General features: G+C 52.3%; 14 protein-coding genes. 7 read left to right on the forward strand and 7 right to left on the reverse strand.

The features are described from left to right. Positions 1-31 precede the first annotated feature (31 nt). Positions 32-1099, reverse strand: a complete 1068-nt coding sequence (locus H144_RS0130680) for a mannose-1-phosphate guanylyltransferase (RefSeq protein WP_019945965.1) — start codon at positions 1097-1099, stop codon at positions 32-34. A 288-nt stretch (positions 1100-1387) separates the two neighbouring features. Between H144_RS0130680 and H144_RS0130685 the strand changes: the two genes are divergently transcribed. Beyond that, complete coding sequence (locus H144_RS0130685) at positions 1388-4471, forward strand: carboxypeptidase-like regulatory domain-containing protein (protein WP_026351130.1); 3084 nt, start codon at positions 1388-1390, stop codon at positions 4469-4471. A 4-nt stretch (positions 4472-4475) separates the two neighbouring features. Here H144_RS0130685 and upp read toward each other — a convergent pair whose 3' ends face one another. Beyond that, on the reverse strand, positions 4476-5120 hold the full coding sequence (upp, locus tag H144_RS0130690; protein WP_026351131.1) for a uracil phosphoribosyltransferase: 645 nt from the start codon (positions 5118-5120) through the stop codon (positions 4476-4478). A 126-nt stretch (positions 5121-5246) separates the two neighbouring features. On the opposite strand from upp, the gene H144_RS0130695 reads away from it, so the two are divergent. The 6 genes from H144_RS0130695 (at position 5247) to H144_RS0130720 (ending at position 13147) form a co-directional block, all read left to right on the forward strand. After that, the gene (locus tag H144_RS0130695) at positions 5247-7019 is read left to right on the forward strand and encodes a capsule assembly Wzi family protein (RefSeq protein ID WP_019945968.1); all 1773 of its coding nucleotides are present in this window, start codon (positions 5247-5249) and stop codon (positions 7017-7019) included. Between the two features lie 17 nt (positions 7020-7036). Beyond that, positions 7037-7900, forward strand: a complete 864-nt coding sequence (nadC, locus tag H144_RS0130700; RefSeq protein ID WP_019945969.1) for a carboxylating nicotinate-nucleotide diphosphorylase — start codon at positions 7037-7039, stop codon at positions 7898-7900. Positions 7901-7936: 36 nt separating this feature from the next. After that, a complete protein-coding gene (locus H144_RS0130705) occupies positions 7937-10054 on the forward strand; it encodes a ComEA family DNA-binding protein (RefSeq protein WP_019945970.1) in 2118 nt (705 codons plus the stop codon). 60 nt (positions 10055-10114) lie between these two features. After that, on the forward strand, positions 10115-12268 hold the full coding sequence (gene recQ, locus H144_RS0130710; RefSeq protein ID WP_019945971.1) for a DNA helicase RecQ: 2154 nt from the start codon (positions 10115-10117) through the stop codon (positions 12266-12268). Positions 12269-12311: 43 nt separating this feature from the next. Further along, on the forward strand, positions 12312-12695 hold the full coding sequence (locus H144_RS0130715) for a RidA family protein (RefSeq protein ID WP_019945972.1): 384 nt from the start codon (positions 12312-12314) through the stop codon (positions 12693-12695). A 206-nt stretch (positions 12696-12901) separates the two neighbouring features. Then, positions 12902-13147, forward strand: a complete 246-nt coding sequence (locus H144_RS0130720) for a hypothetical protein (RefSeq protein WP_019945973.1) — start codon at positions 12902-12904, stop codon at positions 13145-13147. A gap of 38 nt (positions 13148-13185) precedes the next feature. Here the strand turns inward: H144_RS0130720 and H144_RS0130725 are convergent, their stop codons facing one another. The 5 genes from H144_RS0130725 to H144_RS0130745 all read right to left on the reverse strand — a co-directional run bounded on the left by H144_RS0130725 (position 13186) and on the right by H144_RS0130745 (position 20286). Continuing rightward, positions 13186-16971 (reverse strand): SNF2-related protein, encoded by a 3786-nt coding sequence (locus H144_RS0130725; RefSeq protein WP_019945974.1) that lies wholly within the window; start codon positions 16969-16971, stop codon positions 13186-13188. Between the two features lie 102 nt (positions 16972-17073). After that, the gene (locus tag H144_RS0130730; protein ID WP_019945975.1) at positions 17074-17517 is read right to left on the reverse strand and encodes an NUDIX domain-containing protein; all 444 of its coding nucleotides are present in this window, start codon (positions 17515-17517) and stop codon (positions 17074-17076) included. Positions 17518-17721: 204 nt separating this feature from the next. Beyond that, positions 17722-18306, reverse strand: a complete 585-nt coding sequence (gene lpcA / locus H144_RS0130735) for a D-sedoheptulose 7-phosphate isomerase (protein ID WP_019945976.1) — start codon at positions 18304-18306, stop codon at positions 17722-17724. Between the two features lie 25 nt (positions 18307-18331). Further along, a complete protein-coding gene (gene mnmC2 / locus H144_RS0130740) occupies positions 18332-18988 on the reverse strand; it encodes a tRNA (5-methylaminomethyl-2-thiouridine)(34)-methyltransferase MnmC2 (RefSeq protein ID WP_019945977.1) in 657 nt (218 codons plus the stop codon). 29 nt (positions 18989-19017) lie between these two features. Then, complete coding sequence (locus H144_RS0130745) at positions 19018-20286, reverse strand: aspartyl protease family protein (RefSeq protein ID WP_019945978.1); 1269 nt, start codon at positions 20284-20286, stop codon at positions 19018-19020. Positions 20287-20424 lie beyond the last annotated feature (138 nt).

Consider the following 20424-nt stretch of genomic DNA (forward strand, 5'->3'; position numbering starts at 1 on the left):
TTTCGGACGGCGGAATTATCCTGCCGTTACACTAAACATATTTCGGATCGAGCTCTTTGGCTTCGGCTACGAATTCCTTTACTTTTTGTTCGTCGTCTTTTTTGCAGATCAGCAGCACGCCGTCGAATTCCGCGACGATAAAACCGTCCAGGCCGTTGATCACGACGAGCTTGTCTTTGGGCGTTTTGATGATCGAGTTCGTCGTGTTGTGCAGGATCATATTGCCGTCCGTCACGTTCAGGTTGGCGTCTTTTTCCGACACTTCGTACATCGATTTCCAGGTACCGAGGTCCGACCAGCCGAAGCTAGCTAGTACCACGTGCACGTTTTCAGCCTTTTCCATAATACCGTTATCGATGGATATGCTGCCGCAATGCTGGTAGGCGCGCTGGATGAACGAATCTTCCGAATCGACATAATAATGCTCGTTGCCTCCCTGGAAAATCTCGGCGATATCGGGCTGGAACTGCGTCAGCGCCTTTTTGAATGCATTGATATTCCAAACGAAAATACCGGCGTTCCACACGAAATCCCCGCTGTCGAGGAACTGCAATGCGAGTTCCAGGTGCGGCTTTTCGGTGAAGGATTTCACCTTTTTCACCGTGAGCTTGTCGGGAATGTATTGAATGTACCCGTAACCGGTATCGGGCCTTGTGGGCTGGATGCCGAGCGTCACGAGAATATCTTCGTTGCGGGTCGCGCCCAGCGCCACCCTGATCGTGTCTTTGAAAACTTCCTCTTTCAGGATAATGTGATCGGCCGGGGCCACCACCACGTTTGCATTGGGGTTGCGGGCTGCGATTTTATAGCAGGCATAGGCGATGCAAGGCGCCGTGTTCCGCCGGTGCGGTTCCAGGAGGATCTGATCGTCGGTCAGCTCGGGGATCTGCTGCTTTACAAGCTCCTTGTATTCCTGACTGGTTACTATATAAACATTTTCAATCGGGCAAACGCCATCGAACCTGTCGACAGTCTGCTGCAAGAGCGTTCTTCCCGTGCCAAGCACATCATGGAACTGCTTCGGGAAGTCCGTCCGGCTGAAAGGCCAGAAACGGGTTCCCACCCCGCCTGCCATGATAATTACATAAGTATCCTGCATCTGTGTTGTGTAAGGTATATTTTGATATAACGTTAAATAAAATCACTCAAAACTAATGATAAAGAGTCAGTATGCTCTACCATTCCGGTGAAAAGTCCCGGAAAATTAGTTCGTGGCACCCACGGCAATCCTTCGTCCGCTTATTAAATTAGCTAGCCGCAGCATACCGGAAATGGCCCTCCATTACCTCCTGAATATTTTTATAAATACCCGAAGAAAAAATTGTATTTAATGATAAAAAAATTGATTTCTTAGTAACTTGTTACAGACATCAACCCATTAAGAACCATGCGCTCAACTACTACACCCCTCAAAAATCTCCTTTGCTTGTTCCTCGCATTGTTGTTTTGGCAACATTCATTTGCACAGATTAGTTTAACCGGCAAAGTAACCGAGTCGGTCACGCAGGAACCGCTGGCAGGGGTTAGCATTCGTATACAAGGCAAAGTGGCCGGTACCATTACCGATACCAAAGGCGAATTTTCCCTGAATACCACTTCCGATCCGCCATTTTCGATTATCGTCAGCTCGGTAGGTTTCCAAACACAGGAAATCGCCGTGACCGCCAGCATGTCCAACCTCGATATCAGGCTCGTGGAGCAGCCCGTGCTCGGGAAAGAAATCGTCGTATCGGCCTCGCGCGTGGAAGAAAGCGTGATGAAATCGCCGGTAGCCGTGGAAAAACTCGACATCCGGGGCATCCGGGACACGCCGGCCACTAATTTCTACGACGCACTGGCTAATTTGAAAGGGATCGACATGACGACGCAGGGCGTATTGTTCAAATCCGTCAACATGCGCGGCTTCGGCGCCACCGGTAACCCCCGCACCGTGCAGATGATCGATGGTATGGACAACCAGGCGCCGGGGCTGAATTTCCCGCTCGACAATATTATAGGTATGTCGGAGCTCGATGTTGAAAGCGTGGAGGTGCTTCCGGGCGCGGCTTCGGCATTGTACGGCCCGAATGCGGTGAACGGATTGATCCTGATGAACAGCAAAAGCCCATTCCTTTATCAGGGATTGAGCGCGAATGTCAAAGGCGGTATAATGCACGAAAAGAACCGCTCCAAGGCAACCACGCCGTTCGGAGAAGCGACCATCCGTTATGCCAAGGCTTTCAATAACAAATTTGCATTCAAGGTCAACCTCTCGTACATCCAGGCCAAAGACTGGGAGGCGAACAATTACACCAACCTGAACGTAGGCGGCAATGCCGATCCCAACCGCGGGGCCGGCACCGACCTCGATTATGACGGCACGAATGTGTACGGTGATGAAATTCAGACCAATATCAATGCCGTAGCCAAAGCGATGGCGGCGGCCGGGCAGCTCCCTCAGGCAGGTGTGGCGTTCGTTCCCAACGCGTTCGTCAGCCGGACGGGTTTCCGGGAAAAAGATCTTGTCGATTACGATACCAAAAGCTTCAAGGCCAATGCCGCATTGCATTACCGGCTGAACGAGAAGGTCGAAGCCATTGCACAGGTCAATTATGGTTATGGGACGACGGTCTACACCGGTACGGGCCGCTATTCGCTGCGTGACTTCAACCTGACGCAGGCCAAGCTGGAACTTCGGGGCGACAATTTCACCGTTCGCGCGTATACCACGCAGGAGCGCTCGGGCAAGTCGTACCTCTCGGGGCTCGCGGCGGTATCGATGCTGGGCGAGATCAAGCCGAACAATGTGTGGTTTGGCGAGTATGTGGGTGCATTTGTGGGCGCACGTGCACGCGGGACGACGGAAGAAGAAGCGCATTTGATCGGCCGGGCTGCCGCGGATCAGGGAATGCCCCAGCCGGGCAGCGCGACGTTCAACCAGCTGCTGGATAAATACCGGAATATGCCCATCGTAGATGGCGGAGGCGGTTTTGCCGATAAAACCAATATGTACCACGTCGAAGGTTTTTACAATTTCAAAAACCAGATCCGCTTCGTCGAACTGCTCGCCGGGGCCAACTACCGGCTTTACACGCTCCGCTCGAACGGGACACTTTTTGCCGATACGAAGGAAGGCCGCGACGGTACCATTCCGATTAATGAATGGGGCGCATTCGTGCAGGCCGGCAAAACATTGCTTTCCGACCATCTGAAACTCACCGGCTCGATCCGCTACGACAAGAACGAGAATTTCGACGGACAATTTACGCCGCGCGTGTCGGCCGTGACGACATTCGGCGAGCATAATATCCGCCTCTCCTACCAAACCGGCTTCCGCATTCCGACGACCCAGAACCAGTACATCGACCTCCGCACACCTTCGGGCACGCTGGTCGGTGGTTTGCCGGAATTCGATTCCCGTTACAATCTTTCCAATGGTATTTTACGGCAAAACCTGTCGGAAGCGACCGTGGCAGCCGTCGTGAAGAATGATCCTTCGGTAATCCAGAGTGCCCAAACCTACGCCACGGCGGTGGTAACCCAGCAGGCGACGGCCACCATTACCCAGGCCGTGACTACGCAGGTTACCGCGCAGGTAAACCAGGGTGTGGCCGCCGGCACCATCCCGAACGACCCGGCCGTGATCCAGGCGGCCATTGCAGCCGGTGTAAACCAGGCACTGCCGGGCGTGCTCGCGGCGCAGCTGCCGGCCATTCTGGCATCACAGGTTCCCGGGCTTGTTCCCGATCTGGCAAAGGCTTACGCATTGGGCAAACTGCCTAAATACGAGCCGGTGAAGCTGAAACCGGAACGCATTGCGACCTATGAAATTGGCTATAAAGGCGTTATTGCGAAAAAGCTGTTTGTCGACGCCTACTATTATATCAGTAAATACAAAGACCTGATCGGCGGAACGGTGATCGTCGTGCCGACGGCCGCTGCGGCGCCGGGGCTGCCGATCGAATCGGGTATCGGGGTGGGCAATTACCAGGGATTTGCGCGAACGGTGAACACGACGGAAACGATCACGACGCGCGGGTTTGCCATCGGTTTGAACTATGCATTGCCCAAAGGCTTCAACATCGGCGGCAATGTGGCCAACAATGAGCTGAAAGATTTCACACCGTCGCCCGAAGTGCAGTATTCACAATTCAACACACCCAAATACCGGTATAATGCGAACTTCGGCCGTCGGGTGACGAGCACGAATCGCTGGGGGTTCAATATCGTGTACCGTTATCAGCAGGCATTTTTGTGGGAATCGAGCTTCGTGGTGCCTACGACCACGGATGTACCGGTGTTCTCCAACACCCGCGTACCGGCGATCAGCAACCTCGACGCGCAGGTGAGCTGGAAAATCCCGGCGATCAAATCGATCGTGAAACTCGGTGGGACGAACTTGTTCGGCAAATCCTATTTCCAGTCGTATGCGAGCCCGAATGTGGGCAGCACGTACTATCTATCCATTATGTTTGATGAATTGCTGAACTAGGAAGCTATTTTTCGCCGTAAGCCAGGTCTCCGGCGTCGCCGAGGCCTGGTACTATATAATATTGTTCGTTCAGCTTCTGGTCCACCGCGCCGAGCCAGAGGCGGCATTGCGGGATGCGGCTTTGCAGGTATTCCACGCCCTCGGGGCTGGCGATGACCGACGCAATATGTGTTTGCGCCGGAATGCCGAAGCGCAGCAATGCGTGGTACACCTTTTCCATCGACCGGCCGGTAGCCAGCATCGGATCGATCATGATGAGGATCTTGCCCGTCAGGTCGGGGCTGGTGATGTAATCCATTTCCACCGTAAATTCCTCCTCGGCATTGATATGGTGCCCGCGGTAAGCGCCGATGAATGCATTATCGGCCTTGTCGAACACATTCAGAAAACCCTGGTGAAATGGTAACCCTGCCCGCAGAATGGTAGCCAGTACGATCGGCTGCAACACGGTACGACAGGGTGCGGTACCGAGCGGCGTTTCTACCTTTTCCGTTTTAAAAGTGAGTGTTTTGGACAATTCATATGCCAAAAGTTCTCCTACCCTTTCCATATTCCGGCGGAAACGCATTCTGTCTTGCTGACAATTTACATCACGCAACTCGGCCAGATAATGATCTGCAATGGAAGGTTTCTGGGAAAGTAAAAACATGGGAGCGACAGTTTTTTAGACTACTCCATGCAAGATAATACAAATTCATTGACGTAATTTGGAACACCATTTCTAAAAATTACGTGCAAGAGCTCTCATTGCGGTATCCGAAGAATTTTGTTGCCTATGTATCAAGGAATTATCCGGCATTTTAAAATACTGCTTTTTACACTGGTATCCTCAGCATACGTACACGCGCAAAGTTCATTCGTTCCGCTAAACGACGACTATTACCACCTCATCGACCGCCTCGAAATCAAACGTGGCAAATTTTCCGAGGGTTTCCATTTCAATGCCAAGCCTTTCGAACGTAAAGCGATAGTCGCACTGACGGATTCCATTTTGAAAGAAGGCACCGTAGACCTCACCGACCGCGACTGGGAAACGATCGACTACCTGCGCGAAGACAGTTGGGAATGGACCAGGGGCATGATTGCGACGGATTCGGCCAAATACAGCAAACTCGCGCGGCTAGGCTGGTTTAAATCGCCGCCGCCCGGACAGAAACGCAAGTTCTTCCACCACCCCGCCGATCTGTACAGCATTCATAACAAAGATTTCGACCTGCATTTTAATTTTACTACCACCAACTTCATCGGGAAAGACAACAGCTACGACACCACGTCGCACCAATCGCTGTGGTTTACCGGCCGGGGCGTGGAGATCCGCGGGATGATCAACGACAAGCTGGGCTTTTACACCTTCGTGTCCGATAACCAGGGCCGTTTTCCAAGGTATGTCAATGCGATGGCGCCAAAATACAGCTTTCCGGGAGAAGGCCTTGCCAAATCGACGCGTAACCACGGTACCGACTTCCTTTCGGCGCGCGGCTACATTACCTTCCGGCCGCTCAAAGCCATTAATGTCAAATTCGGGCACGATTACAACACATTCGGCAGCGGTTACCGCTCGCTGATCCTTTCAGACAACAGCAGCCCTTATTTGTTTTTGAGACTGGACACCCAGCTCGGCCGGTTCCACTATACCAACCTCTGGACGAGCATGATCGACGGCGGCGAAGATGCATTCTCCGAGTTTTTGAGAAAAAAGAAATTCGCAGCCATTCACCATTTGAGCGTGAACCTGACCGAAAAGATCAATATCGGTGTATTTGAAGCAGAAGTTTTTAACCGCGATTCCGTGGGCGGCGGGTACGACCTTAATTATCTGAACCCGATTATCTTCTACCGTTATGTGGAATCCTACATCGGCAGCCAGGACAATGCATTGCTCGGTTTCGATTTCCGTTGGCTCGTGGGCAAAACGGCTTCCATTTACAGCCAGTTTGTACTCGACGAGTTTTTGACCAAATACCTTTTCAATGGCAGCGGCTCGTGGACCAACAAGTACAGCTTTCAGCTCGGTGCCAAATACGTGGATGCTTTTGGTATACCCAACCTGGATTTGCAGGCAGAATACAACGTCGTGCGCCCCTACACGTACTCGCATAAGGACGGCGGGCGCAACTATATGCATTACGGACAGGCGCTCGCACACCCGCTCGGCGCGAACTTCCGGGAGTACCTGGGTATTTTAAGATATAAAGTCACGCCGAGGCTGTCGATTTACGGCACGGTCATGTCGGCCATGCAGGGTAAAGACCCAAGCACGGGGCCTTATATGAATTTCGGCGGCGATATTTCGAAGAGTTACGAAACGCGGCACGTCAACCGCGGCCAGGAAGAAGCAGACCTGAACCAGAAGATCGGCCAGGGCATTAAAGCGAAAACATTGTTTACGGATTTACGATTGTCTTACTCTCTGGCCCACAATTTGTTCCTCGACGGCCGGTACCAAATCAGGAAGGTCAGGTCACAGGATGTGAATGTGGCGACCAATTCCAACATTTTTACGTTTGCCATCCGCTATAATATGGCGTACCGGCAGCAAACCTACTGATTTTAATTTCAACCCAAATGGAAACTGACCCGCACGAACTCCGGAATCTTCTCAGGCTCGCATTGCTGGAAGATATCGGTGACGGAGACCATTCATCCCTTGCCAGCGTACCCGAAAATGCCACCAAGCGCGCCAAGCTGCTGGTGAAGCAGGACGGCGTACTCGCGGGTGTGGAAGTGGCGCAGATTATCTTCGATGAGACCGCAAAATATTACGGTTACCCCCTTCCGAAAATTAATGTGTTACTATTTGACGGTTCCGTCGTATCAACAGGAGACATTGTTTTGACGGTAGAAGGAAACGCACGTCTGATCCTGAAAGCCGAGCGGCTGGTACTGAACATCATGCAGCGCATGAGCGGCATCGCCACCTATGCACGGCAAATGTCAGACCTGATCAAGGATTTGCCCGTAAAACTGCTCGATACCCGCAAAACGACCCCGAATTTCAGGCTGTTTGAGAAAATGGCGGTGAAAATCGGCGGGGCGGTAAACCACCGGATGGGCCTTTACGACATGATTATGTTGAAGGACAACCACGTGGATTACGCCGGCGGCATCGAAGCGGCTATTACCGGGGCCAACAAATACCTGAAAGAAACGGGCCGGAAGCTCAAAATCGAGGTGGAAACCCGGAACCTAGCCGAAGTGGACGAAGTGCTGCGGGTAGGCGATGTAGACATTATCATGCTCGATAACTTTTCGCTCGACGACCTGAAAGAGGCGGTGAAAAGGATCGGGGGACGGTACGAAACGGAAGCTTCCGGCAACATTACCGAAAAAACATTGCGCGCGGTGGCCGAAACCGGTGTGGACGGCATATCGAGCGGTGCGCTCACGCACCAGGCGCGAAGTCTGGATTTAAGTTTGAAAGCCTTCTAACCTTTTCATTCATATCAAAAGCGTATGCTGAGATCGATGAAAATCACATACGCTTTTGATCTTCAAGGGAAAACGACCTGCTTTTCCCTGTGCGTCACCGCCTTGCTTGTCGGCATGGCCACCATTTGCGCCGCCCAGGAATTCACGGGCATCGCCCCTCCCCGCTCCGAAATCGACATCAACCGCTTGATTGCCGAGCTCTTCCCCATTCCGCCGGACGACAGCGAGGAGCTTTTCGAGGCACTTTTGCAACGCTACGCCAGCCCGCTCGACCTGAATACCGCTACGCCCGACGACCTGGCGGCAACATTCATTCTTTCCGAAATACAGCTGCATGCATTTTTCGATTACCGCGCGAAAGCCGGGGCATTGCTGTCGTTATACGAGCTGCAAGCCGTGCCGGAGTTTGATCTGGCCACCATCCGGCGGCTTTTGCCCTTTGTAACGATCGCCACGCGGGCCGTTTCCTTCCGCGATGCCTTGAAAAATCCGGGGCAGCATTTCCTGATGTTCCGTTCGGGGAAAATTTTGGAGCAGCAAAAAGGCTTCGCACCGCTGGATTCCGGTTCCGCATCCACAACCCGCTACCAAGGATCTCCATTCAATGGCTACCTCCGCTACCGCAGTGCGCGCAGCGGAGCGTATAGTTTTGGAATAACATTGGAAAAAGATGCAGGGGAACAAATGTGGCAATGGGATACCCAAAGGCAGATCCTCGGCATTGACTACACCTCTTTTCATGCGCAAATCCTCCACCGCGGCAGGTTGAACAATCTCGCCATCGGCGACTTTCAAATGCAGGCCGGCCAGGGTATGGTGCTGGGAGCCGGATTTTCGCTGGGCAAAGGCTCGGAAGTCATCCGCACGGTGTACCGCAGCACTACCGGCCTGAAACCTTATACTTCCGCTTCCGAAGCCGGTTTTTTCAGGGGCGTGGCCGCTAGCTGGCGTATCATGCGCGGCACGGATATCACATTATTATTGTCCAGGACAAAACGGGATGCCACACAGGAGCCAGACAGCATTCATGCCAGCATTACCACATCGCTGCCCGTGACCGGCTACCACCGCACGCCGTCTGAAATCGAAAAGCATCATGTGCTTCTGGAACAGAATACCGGCATGCATTTGCTGCACCAGCTGGCCTCGCAAAAGGGGCAGCTGGGCGTCACGGTTTTGCATACCTCTTACAACTCATTTATCCAAAAGCGCGATTGGGCTTACAATCGGTATGAATTTTCGGGTAAACAAAACTTCATTGCCGGCCTGCACGGCGACTACCGCTGGCAAAACATGCATTTCTTTACCGAAACGGCCATTTCGCGCAGCGGCGGCACGGGTACCATCGCCGGAATGATCGCCAGCGCAGGCAGGAAGCTGGATATGTCGTTGATGGCCCGGCATTATGCCCGCCATTTTCACACATTATATGGCAACCCGATCAGCGAAGCCACGCGACCCATTAACGAGCGCGGTGCTTATGCGGGTGTGCGCTGGTCGCCCTCGCGCCGGTGGCAATGGAGCGCCTATGGCGACTATTTCCGGTTTCCGTGGCTCAAATATCAGGTAGATGCGCCGTCGCGGGGTTATGACTATTTCCTGCATTTGCTTTGGAAGCCCTCCAAACGGCTGAACGCGTACATACTCTTCCATGAAAAACATAAGCAAACCAACGATCCGGCGGCAGCGGAGAATGAGCCTGCTTTAATCCAGAACATCAAAAGGACGGCCACATTCAATATCGACTACGAGCTCCCGCTCCGATGTGCATTCCGGACGAGGGTTCAATTCGGCACCTCAAAAAATGAAGGCTCGCCGGTATCGAATGGTTTTACCGTGGTGCAGGATGTAAACTGGCATTTTCGAAAGGTCGAAATCAGCGCGCGTGCGGCATTTTTCAAAACCGACGACTACGACAGCCGGCAATATGTCTATGAGAAAGATATGCTCTATGCATTCTCTATTCCAGCCTATTACAATACCGGCACGCGACATTATCTGATGCTGCGCTACACGGCTTCCAGGCGAATCAAAATATGGCTACGGTGGTCGCAAACGCGGTATTCGGATATCGAGAAGATCAGTTCGGGACTCAACGAAATCAATGGGAACAAGCGCAGCGAAGTAAAGTTGCAGGTGATGTATCAGTTTTGAAAGCCTATTTTTGCAGCGCGAAAGGAAATTTTTGAAGTAAAGCACATTAATCAGTACAACATGACTACCAACAAACTTGAAGCATTAAAAAAATATTTCGGATACGACTCCTTTCGCCCGCAGCAATCCGAAATCATCGACACCATCATGGCCGACCGTGATTGCATGGTACTAATGCCCACCGGCGGCGGTAAATCGGTCTGTTTTCAGATCCCGGCGGTACTCCGCGAGGGCCTGACGGTGGTTATCTCCCCGCTGATCGCCCTCATGAAAGACCAGGTCGAGGCATTGCGCGGCAACGGTATCCATGCCGCATTTCTCAACTCCACCATTTCCGGCGCCGAGCAGGACCAGATCATGTGGCAGATCAAGCTCGGCGAACTGAAACTGCTTTACATTGCCCCGGAAAGGCTTTTTGCCGGAAATACATTCGATTTGCTCCGCGAATGGAACGTGAGCCTGTTCGCCATCGACGAGTCGCACTGTATTTCTTCCTGGGGCCACGATTTCCGGCCGGAATACCGCCAGCTGAACCTGCTGAAACTCCGCTTCCCCCATATCCCGATCGTGGCCCTCACCGCCACCGCCGACCGCGTGACACGCCGCGATATTTTGAAGCAACTCAACATCGAGCACGCAGAAACCTTCATTTCCAGCTTCGACAGGCCAAATCTGAGCCTAAATGTGCTGCCCGGGCGAAAACGCATCGAGCAGATCCAGCGCTTCGTCAACAAACACGACGGCCAGCCGGGCATTATCTACTGCCTCAGCCGGAAAGGCACCGAAACGGTGGCCGCCAGTTTGCAAAAAGCAGGTTTCCGGGTCGCGTACTACCACGCGGGCATGCCCGCGGACAAGCGCTCGCAGGTGCAGGAGAATTTTTTGCGCGATGACATTCAGATCATCGTCGCAACCATTGCATTCGGGATGGGGATCGACAAATCCAACGTGCGGTGGGTGATCCATTATAACCTGCCTTCGAATGTAGAGAGCTTTTACCAGGAGATCGGCCGGGCGGGCCGCGACGGTTCCAGCGCGGATACCGTGCTGTTTTACAGCTATATGGACATCATTACGCGGACGGATATGATCAATAATTCGGACCAGTCGGCCGAGCAGAAAGAACTGCTGCACGCCAAACTGAACCGGATGAAACAATACGCAGAAGCCGATATTTGCCGCCGGCGCATTCTTTTGAACTATTTCAACGAACCGGTAGACCATGACTGCGGCAATTGCGACGTGTGCCGCAACCCGCGGACCCGCTTCGACGCGACGGTGATCGCACAAAAAGCATTGTCGGGCATCGCGCGCACCGAGCAAAAGGTAGCGATGGGGATGCTGATCGACATCCTGCGCGGCAGCCGTAACCGCAATATCCTCCAACAAGGCTACGATCGGTTGCCGACATTCGGCGTCGGCCACGAGCTGCGGAGCGACGAATGGTCGGAATACCTGGGCCAGATGCTTAATTCGGGTGTGATGGACATTGCGTACGACGAGGCGCATTCTTTCAAACTGAATGCTGTGAGCTGGCAGGTTTTGAAAGGCGAAAAGCAGATCGACCTCGTGAAATTCATCCCGCTCAGCGAACGGAAAGCGAAGGAAGAGGAGCTGGTACCGAAGGAAAAACCGAAACAGGAAATTATCCGCGACGCGCTTTTCGAGCGGCTGCGCCAGCTGCGCAAGCAGCTGGCCGATGCGTTGGGCGTGCCGCCTTACGTCGTTTTCAGTGACGCCTCATTGTCTGAAATGGCCCAGAAAAAACCCATTTCCGAAGCACAGATGAAGGCCGTCTCGGGTGTCGGGGCAGAAAAATTCCGTCGTTACGGTGAAGCATTCATCAACGAGATCCTTCATTTCGCCCGCGAAAACAGCGCGCCGGGCACCCGGATCGTGAAAGGCATGACTTTCGTTGAAACCTTTGATCTCTACAAAGAAGGTTATTCTGTACAGGCCATCGCCGAAAAGCGCAACCTGAACCCCGTCACGATCATTTCGCATTTGGTTAAACTCAAAGAAGACGGCCACCCCGTCGACCTCAAATCGCTGATAGACCCGGCCAACTACCGCACGATCATCGATGCGGCCGAAGAAATACGCATCGGCAAAAACGACCCGCTCAAACCGCTCTTCGAACTGCTGAACGAACGGTACGATTACGGCCAGATCCGACTGGCGCTGGCGATTTGGGAGGGGGAGAGGCAAAATTAGAGCAGCCTATTTATATTTACGTTTTAAATACTTAACCAACAATATGTCAAGACAAAACATACTCTCAGGCTCGCCTTGGGAAGACAAAATGGGGTATTGCCGGGCGGTTCGGATCGGGAATATCGTGGAAGTGGCCGGTACGGTGGCTATCGTGGACGGAGAAAAAGTGAAGGCGGACGATGCCTTTGCGCAGACGGATAATATCATCGAACGCATCGAAAAAGTGTTGCAGGACGCCGGCGCAAGCCTCGCCGATGTGGTCCGTACCCGCATTTTTACGACCGACATCACCCTGTTCGATGAGATCGCACGTGCCCATGGTGCGTATTTTCGGGACATTAAGCCTACAACCGGCATTTACGAGATCAGTAAGCTGGTTTCACCCGACTACCTCGTCGAGATTGAATTCACCGCAATAGTCCAGTAATGTATTGGAATATTAAAAAAATGCCCGTTATGCAACAGAAACGGGCATTTTTTGTGTCCTATTCATCGGACCTTCCAACCTTTTGGCGCGGATTTTGCTCTTTGTGGGGAAGTTGTCTGATTTAGAACCCTATAACAAAGACATCTCTGGACATGAAAAATGGAATAACATTACTAATTGCCTCAGTTTTACTGATTCTGTGCGTAGTGCAAAAAGAAGCCAGATACGGCACCTCGCAGCGTGGGAATGTAGAAAAAATATACAATTCCACATCTGATGCGCAGAAAAACGGACAGGCACCGGAAGTACCGGCAGGCGATCAGCTGCTGACCGATTCGCAGACTTTCGAGTTCGCTTCCGCTGACACCACCAGTAAAAACGAACCAGCTGCCCGGCTTGTGAACCAACGTTTGTTGCACATTTCTGCAAACAGCAAACTGCTAAATTACTGAACCGGTACCCGATTCAGTAATTTAGCCAAATGCAATTCCTAGCTGAAAAGCCCCATTATATCTTCCTGGCTCAGCTTCTTGATAAAACCGGACTCTCCGCCGACCAAGTCTTCTGCCAAATCCTGCTTGCGCTGCTGTAACAGCAGAATTTTCTCTTCAATCGTATCCTTACAGATCATTTTATAGGCAAATACCTTGCGCGTCTGCCCTATGCGGTGCGTACGGTCGATCGCCTGGCGCTCTACGGCCGGGTTCCACCATGGGTCCACGAGGTACACGTAGTCGGCTTCGGTGAGGTTAAGCCCTACTCCGCCCGCTTTGAGGCTCATCAGGAACACACGGCAGGTGTCGTCGTTCTGGAAGCGGTTTACGCGGCCGGCGCGGTCCACAGTTTGCCCGTCGAGGTATTCGTAGGGGATATTCACCTTTTCCAAATGCTTGCGGATCAGATCCAGCATACCAAGGAATTGGCTGAATATCAATATTTTGTGGTTTGAGGCATTTTCCTCGATTTCCCGCGTCAGCTCTTCCAGTTTCGCCGATTCGTTGCCGAAATCCTCGTCACCCGACAAAATGGATGGCGAATCGCAGATCTGGCGCAGTTTCAGCAATGCTTCCAGGATGAGGAAGCTGCTTTTGTTGAGGCCTTCGGTAGCCAGTTTTTCGGCGATTTCCTGGCGGTAACGTTCGCGGAAAGTGTCGTACACTTTCCGTTGCTTGTTACCCATTTCACAGAACAAAATAGTTTCCGTCTTGTCCGGCAAATCGGTCGCTACTTCCTCTTTCGTGCGTTTGAGCATGAACGGGTACACGAGCTTGCGCAGTTCGGCCGCCTTTTCCTTGTCCTGGTATTTATCGATCGGCGTTGCATATTCCGTCCGGAAGAAATCGGCGTGGCCGAGCATTCCGGGGTTCAGGAACTCGAATTGCGAGTACAGATCAAATGTGTTGTTTTCCACCGGCGTACCCGTCATGGTCAGGCGGTTGCGCGCACGCAGGAGGCGCGAAGCTTTCGACGTGAGCGAGTCGGGGTTTTTAATGGCCTGCGCTTCGTCGAGGATAATATAGTTGAAATCAAACTCGCGGAGCAGTTCCACATCGCTGCGCATCGTTCCGTAGGTCGTCAGGATGATGTCGTATTCCCGGAAAAACTCGATGTCTTTTCTCCGCGACATGCCCCTGTGAACATACAGTTTCAGATCCGGCGTGAACTTTGCCGCTTCCGCCTGCCAGTTGAAAATCAGCGTCGTAGGAACTACGACGAGGTTCGTATATGCTGGATCTAGATTTTTCTGGTTTTGCAGGAAGGTGAGCATTTGCAGGGTTTTACCCAACCCCATATCATCTGCCAAACAGCCGCCCCATTGGAATTCATCGAGGAAATGGAGCCATTTGTAACCCTCCTCCTGATACTGGCGGAGCGTCGCTTCGATGTTCTGCGGCAATGGTACCGACGGAATTTGTTTGAAATTGAGCAGCTTTTGCTTTTTCTCCCACAATTCCCGGAACACGTCCTCATTATCGATCTCCGAAACGAGCTCGTCGATCAGTGAAAAATGGATTTTGGACAGATGGATCTGGTCGTCCTGCACACGGCCGAACTGCATGAGCGGTTCCAGCTTGGCGATCCATTCGTCGGGCAGTACGCCCAGCGAGCCGTCCTGCAACTGAATATAGTTCTGCTTTTTGAGCAATGCTTTCTTCGCATCGGCCAGCGACACCGTCTGGTCCCCGAAAGTGATCTCGATCTTCATATCGAACCAGTCGATACCCGACGATGTATGCACTTTCACCATCCCGCGGTTGGGATTGAACTTCATCTTTTTCAGGTCCTTGAACCCGAAAATTTCGTAATGTTTCTTTTTGGCCGCATCCACGAAGTTGAACAGCCATCCTTCCTTCATCACCTGCTCAAACGGCACATAGAAAAACGGCTGCCCCGTCTGATGCTGAAAACCCGGATGCAGGCCCTTCAACCACTCCCAAACACCATTTTCCGCCTGAACATCGCGTTCGAGCATGGTGATCTGGTTGTTATCGAAGCTGGTTTTCACGCGGCGCTGGTCGTGCAGCAGTTCCAGTTCTTCCGTCTTGCCGTTTTCTTCCAGGTAGATGTAGGAAGGCACGATGAGCAGGTTCGCCTCGTCTTCTCTCAGGTAAAATTTCGGTTTCTGGAAAGCCAGCGGTGAATGCTGGATTTCGTGGCGCGTCTGGAAAATCACATCGAATTTCTCCGAAACGGGGATGATCCAGTTTTTCAGGAAATCGTCACCGAAATCCTTTTTGATCCTTATTTTAAATCCATTCTGGCCCAGGTAAGCGACCATTTCGGCCTCGCTGATACCCGCCCAACGGAACAATGTCTTTTCATTGTAAATGCCCAGCCAGAAGCTGTCGAGCGACACTACTTTCTGCAATTCCAGCGGCGTGCCGGGCTTGATTTCCACATAAGGGTTGAGGGTAATGAACTCCTTGTCTTCCGTAAGCACAAAAAACAGCTTGACAGGCTCGCGGTGCAGTTCCAGCTGCGTGAGCTGGTGGTTGCTCGTCACGTAATCGCCGTCGGCGAGGAAAAGCCGGTCACCGTCGAGGTCGTTGAAGACGCGGGTAAGCTGCTTGCCTACGTAATTGCGGGCTTCATAGCGCTGGTCGGCCTCCACATCGTCGAAATGCAGGTAGGCATTATACGCCCATCCCTGCTTGCGGATGAATTTTTGCAAGCCTTCCTCCCAATGCTTCGCCATGCGTACGAGGCGCGCATCCGATTCAGTGAGTACCGGAATTTCATCCGCATTATAGTAATGGCTCGAACCGCCCGCAATGTTGCGGATATTGGTAACCTTCTCGGACTTGGAACTGAATTTGACCGAAAAAACACCGAAACCGATGTCCAGCAAATGATTTTTTCCTTTTGGCCAAAATACAAAAATCGACACGCGATCTTCATCCTCCTGGCCGTTGTCGGTCAGCGTAACAGCAAATGACGATTCCTGCGCAGGCAATATGCGGTCACGCAACGACTGCCAGTCCTGGTAGGCACCTACTTTCTGAATCGCCGGGTCCAGCCTGATCAAATGCAGGCCGCCGTCCTCGTCGAGACGAAATTCGAATTTGTCTTTATATTGATCTTCAAGCGAATAGCCGTATTCCGCGAGCAGGTTACTCTTCTCGACCGTCAGGTCGCGCATTACTTCAAATGCCTTTTCACCCAGCTCTTCGCGGAGTTTCAGCAATGCGGCAAGTTTGTGCTCGCAGAGCGGTACCCAGAGTTTCTGGTTGCAGGTACAGGAAGTCTGGATCTGCCGGGTACCTTTCACGCGCTTGAACGTGGTCGTATACTCCTGGCCTTTGTCCGTTACGAGGCATTCCGCTTCGCCTTCCTTGGCCGAAACGATCTCCACCGGGCCTACATTCTCCCGGTTTTGCCAGGTATCGTCCAGTACCATGCCACGGAGCTGCATTTCACGCAGCTCTTGCAGCTCGATCGTCGTGTTGGCCATTTCGTGGACCACCTGCTTGATCGTCGGCATCTTGTCGAGAATGTACAAAATGCTGGCCACGCGGTGTTTACACAACCCGGCTTTGTCGGGGCACGAACATTCGGTGGTGATCTGCGGGGTGAGGAAATCGCGGATGAAAATCTGGTAATACTGGATCGAGTAGTCGCTTTTGACTTTGAACTCGGCATTACCGGGGCCATTATAATCGAGTTTGGAAACTTTTAAGCCGCCACTGCTATAAATGGAACGCCCTCTTGACAATACATCCCGCTCCGCCCGTCTCAGTAAGAAGTTGGATAATTTCTCCTTCTTTTCGTTTTCCATTTACCCTGCTGCCTGTTAAAAACGCAAAAGTACGGTATGTTTCTGTCTTATAGAAACGAACGGGAAAGTATTGGTGCCGCGCGAAGATCGCCTGTCAGTGAATTATGAGCGCACGTATGGCTGGTCGATGACGCCGATATGCCCCGAATGCAGCGCCTCCTGGCAGAATGCGGCGATTTGCGGGCCGATATTGGGATATAAATGTTTGGAAGATAGCGCAGAAACGGGCAGCCAGACGATTTCGAGCGCCGTGGTCTGTTCGGGGTTCAGGGCCGGAGTGCCCTTTGTTATATTTGCGTTAAAAATCATATGGAGCGTCTCCTTCCGCACTTCCTGCCAGATTACTTCGCCGCAGGACACCATTTGTCCGACGCTCACCTCCACGCCCAGCTCTTCCATCAGCTCACGTGCCAGTGCGTCGGCGAGCGACTCGCCCGGATCGGGATTGCCGCCCGGTAATGCGAAAACCTCCTTTTCGCCGTACTGGTAGCGCAGGGTAAGGATGCGGTCGTTGTCGAGAATGATGGCGGATGGACGGACGTTCATGATGGTACGGGTGTGTTAGTTGGTATCGTTGGATTTTAGTCAGGTGTTGTCAAGCGTAGTCAGAGATGGTCAGGTGTAGTCATTTGTTGAAAATGATTTTTCTCAATAAACAAACTTCCACCGACAAATAACAATACTTAACAACAAATGACTATTCCTGACTACGCCTGACCAAGACGCACCGTCATACAAACCTGCAATATGTCAATCCCGCAACACCATTTTTTCGATCAGGAGCATGAAAATGTGGATCACTTTGATATGGATCTCCTGAATGCGGTCGGCGTAGCCGAAATGCGGCACACGGATCTCGACGTCGGCTGCTCCGGCCAGTTTGCCGCCATCCTTGCCGGACATGATAATGACTTTCATGCCTTTTGCACGCGCGGCCTCGGCGGCGCGGATGATGTTCACGGAGTTACCGCTCGTACTGAGCGCCAGCAGCACGTCGCCGGGCTGGCCCAACGCCTCGATATATCTCGAAAACACGTATTCGTACCCGAAATCGTTGCTGACGCAGCTCAGATGGCTCACGTCGGAGATCGCGATGGCGGGTAATGCGCGGCGATTGTCGCGGTATCGGCCGGTGAGCTCCTCGGCGAAATGCATGGCGTCGCAATGCGAGCCGCCGTTGCCGCAGGAAAGGATTTTGCCGTTGTGGATGATTGCGTCGGCCATGAGCCCTGCCGCCTGCTCTATTTTCTCGATCTGTACGGGGTCGCTCAGGAAGTTGTCGAGAACGGTTTGCGCTTCCTTTAATTCCTGGCTAATAATGCTTTGGTAATTCATGTTTGTATGTGATGCTAATAATTCGTCAGATTCGGATGGCTTTCAAAACGTGCGTTTTTCTGCCGGGGCCTTTGTGCCGTTCTACTTTGAAGCCGCCGGCCGTGAGCGCCCTTTTCACAATGCCTTTGGACGAATATGTTACTAATACGCCTCCGCGCCGTGTTTGGGCCGCTATTTTGGTAAATATTTCCGCTGTCCAAAGCTCCGGCTGTGCCCTGGGATCGAACGCGTCGTAGAAAACAACGTCAAAAAACCGCTCCGAAGTGAAATCCTGCAAAGCGGTTATTTCTTTTTGCAGGTGAAAAAATGGCGAAATGGCCGTTTCCTTACCCCACGGCGCATTGTGAAGCTGCATAAAACCGGTTTCACCCGTCGCCTCCTCGTAGTTCAGCTGCGAGGCTTCCAGGGGAGAAACGGGGTATGCTTCCACGGAATTGTAGAAAACCTGTTTTTGAAGGCTGTCGGCGAGCTTCCAGGCGAGGAATGCATTCAGCCCGGTGCCGAAACCCATTTCAAAAACATGGACCGGTCCCGAAGCATTTTCCAGGACCGGCCTTAAACCGAGGTTGATATAAATGTGCTCCGATTCATTCAAAGCACCTTGCAACGAGTGGTATTGCTGTTTGAATTGCGCGCTGAACAACGAATGCGAGCCGTCTTCGGTAATGATGAAGCGTTCCAAATGGCCGGATATTTGTTTGGCCAAAAGTACTAAATCATTCTGCGCAGTGTGATCTGGGTGAAGAAAATATCGCCTTTGCGCTTCACGAGCAGGTCGATATTCTTGCCGTCGCCGCGCTGCATGAGTTTGTATACTTCGCTGACGTTCATTTCCGAGGCCGAATGGTCGTCGATAAACAGCAGCTGGTCGCCTTCCATGAGCCCTGCTTTGGCTGCCGGGGAATCATCCACGATATGGTTGACAATGTACGAGCGCAAATCCCTGCCTTCCGCGCGGATCTCCATGCCACTCATATCATGCTCAAATTTTTCGCGCAGGCGGCTTTTGATCGGTTTCAGCACCATGTAGCGCTCGCCGTAGTTGAATGTCACCTTGAAGCGGCGCAGCAGTTCACAGCCGATATTGCCCTGCCGCTCTGCCCCAGCCTTGATTTTGGAGCCGAAAGCGATGCTATCCGGGAACGACGCCACCACATTGTTGAGCTCGAACCGCCCCAGCCGCATTTTGTCCACCCGGCCGAGGTTACCATTGATCACGCCATTCAAGCCACGGCCCAATTGCGCCCGGATAACTTTTTCGGGTAACCGGAAAGTTTCTTTCGGGGTATTGTTGAGCAGCAATGCATGGCCTGCACCCGTGTCGATCAGCACGCGGATCGGGTGCTCGCGGCCGTCGGCGAAGAGCGTAACGGCATCGGTAAATGGCTTGGTATCCTCAATAATGATCGGGTGCTTATCGCCCTTGCTGGTTTTGTAGCGGTATTTGTCGGGGCGCATCAGCAGGATTTCTTTCCGTGCGAAATCGATGGTAACCACGAAGTTGTTGAAGATCTCATACCCGAAAATGCCGTGCACCGGCACGCCCACATATTCGGAGAGCCGCAGGAAATCCTGTTCGAGGATCACGATATTCTGGTGGTTGGCTTTGAGCCTGCCCATCGCAAACCGGTTGTCGATCGCCACATGCGCGGAGATGGACGTACCCTCGCCTGCGCCCGTGAGGTTAACCTTGCGGGTTAAACGCAGCTTGTCGGGTTTGAGGACATTCGGGTCGGTAATGATGATGGAGCTAACGCCCGTGTCGAGGATAAAACGCAGGGAATCATTGTCGTTAATCTTCGCGTAAAGTAATATCAGGTTGGAATGCAGCTCGAAAGGGATACGTGCCGTTTTATGATTTTTATCTAAAAAATAACCATACTTTTCCTCTGATACAGGGGGAACGTCGCTGGGATGGCCGAATGTTAGGGTGTGGGTAAAAAGTATGATCGCTGCTATAAACCACTTAGACGTTTTCATCGTGGCCTCCTTTCTTTAAGTGCTATGTTTCAGATTCCGCTATTTACATTACTACAAACACTCTGATTATAAATGACTTGACTAGTAGATTTATATTCTTCCGTGTACGCTAAGTGTCGAATTCAGTCCAATCGGTTA

The sequence above is a fragment of the Dyadobacter beijingensis DSM 21582 genome, assembly GCF_000382205.1.
GTDB classification, from domain to species: domain Bacteria; phylum Bacteroidota; class Bacteroidia; order Cytophagales; family Spirosomataceae; genus Dyadobacter; species Dyadobacter beijingensis.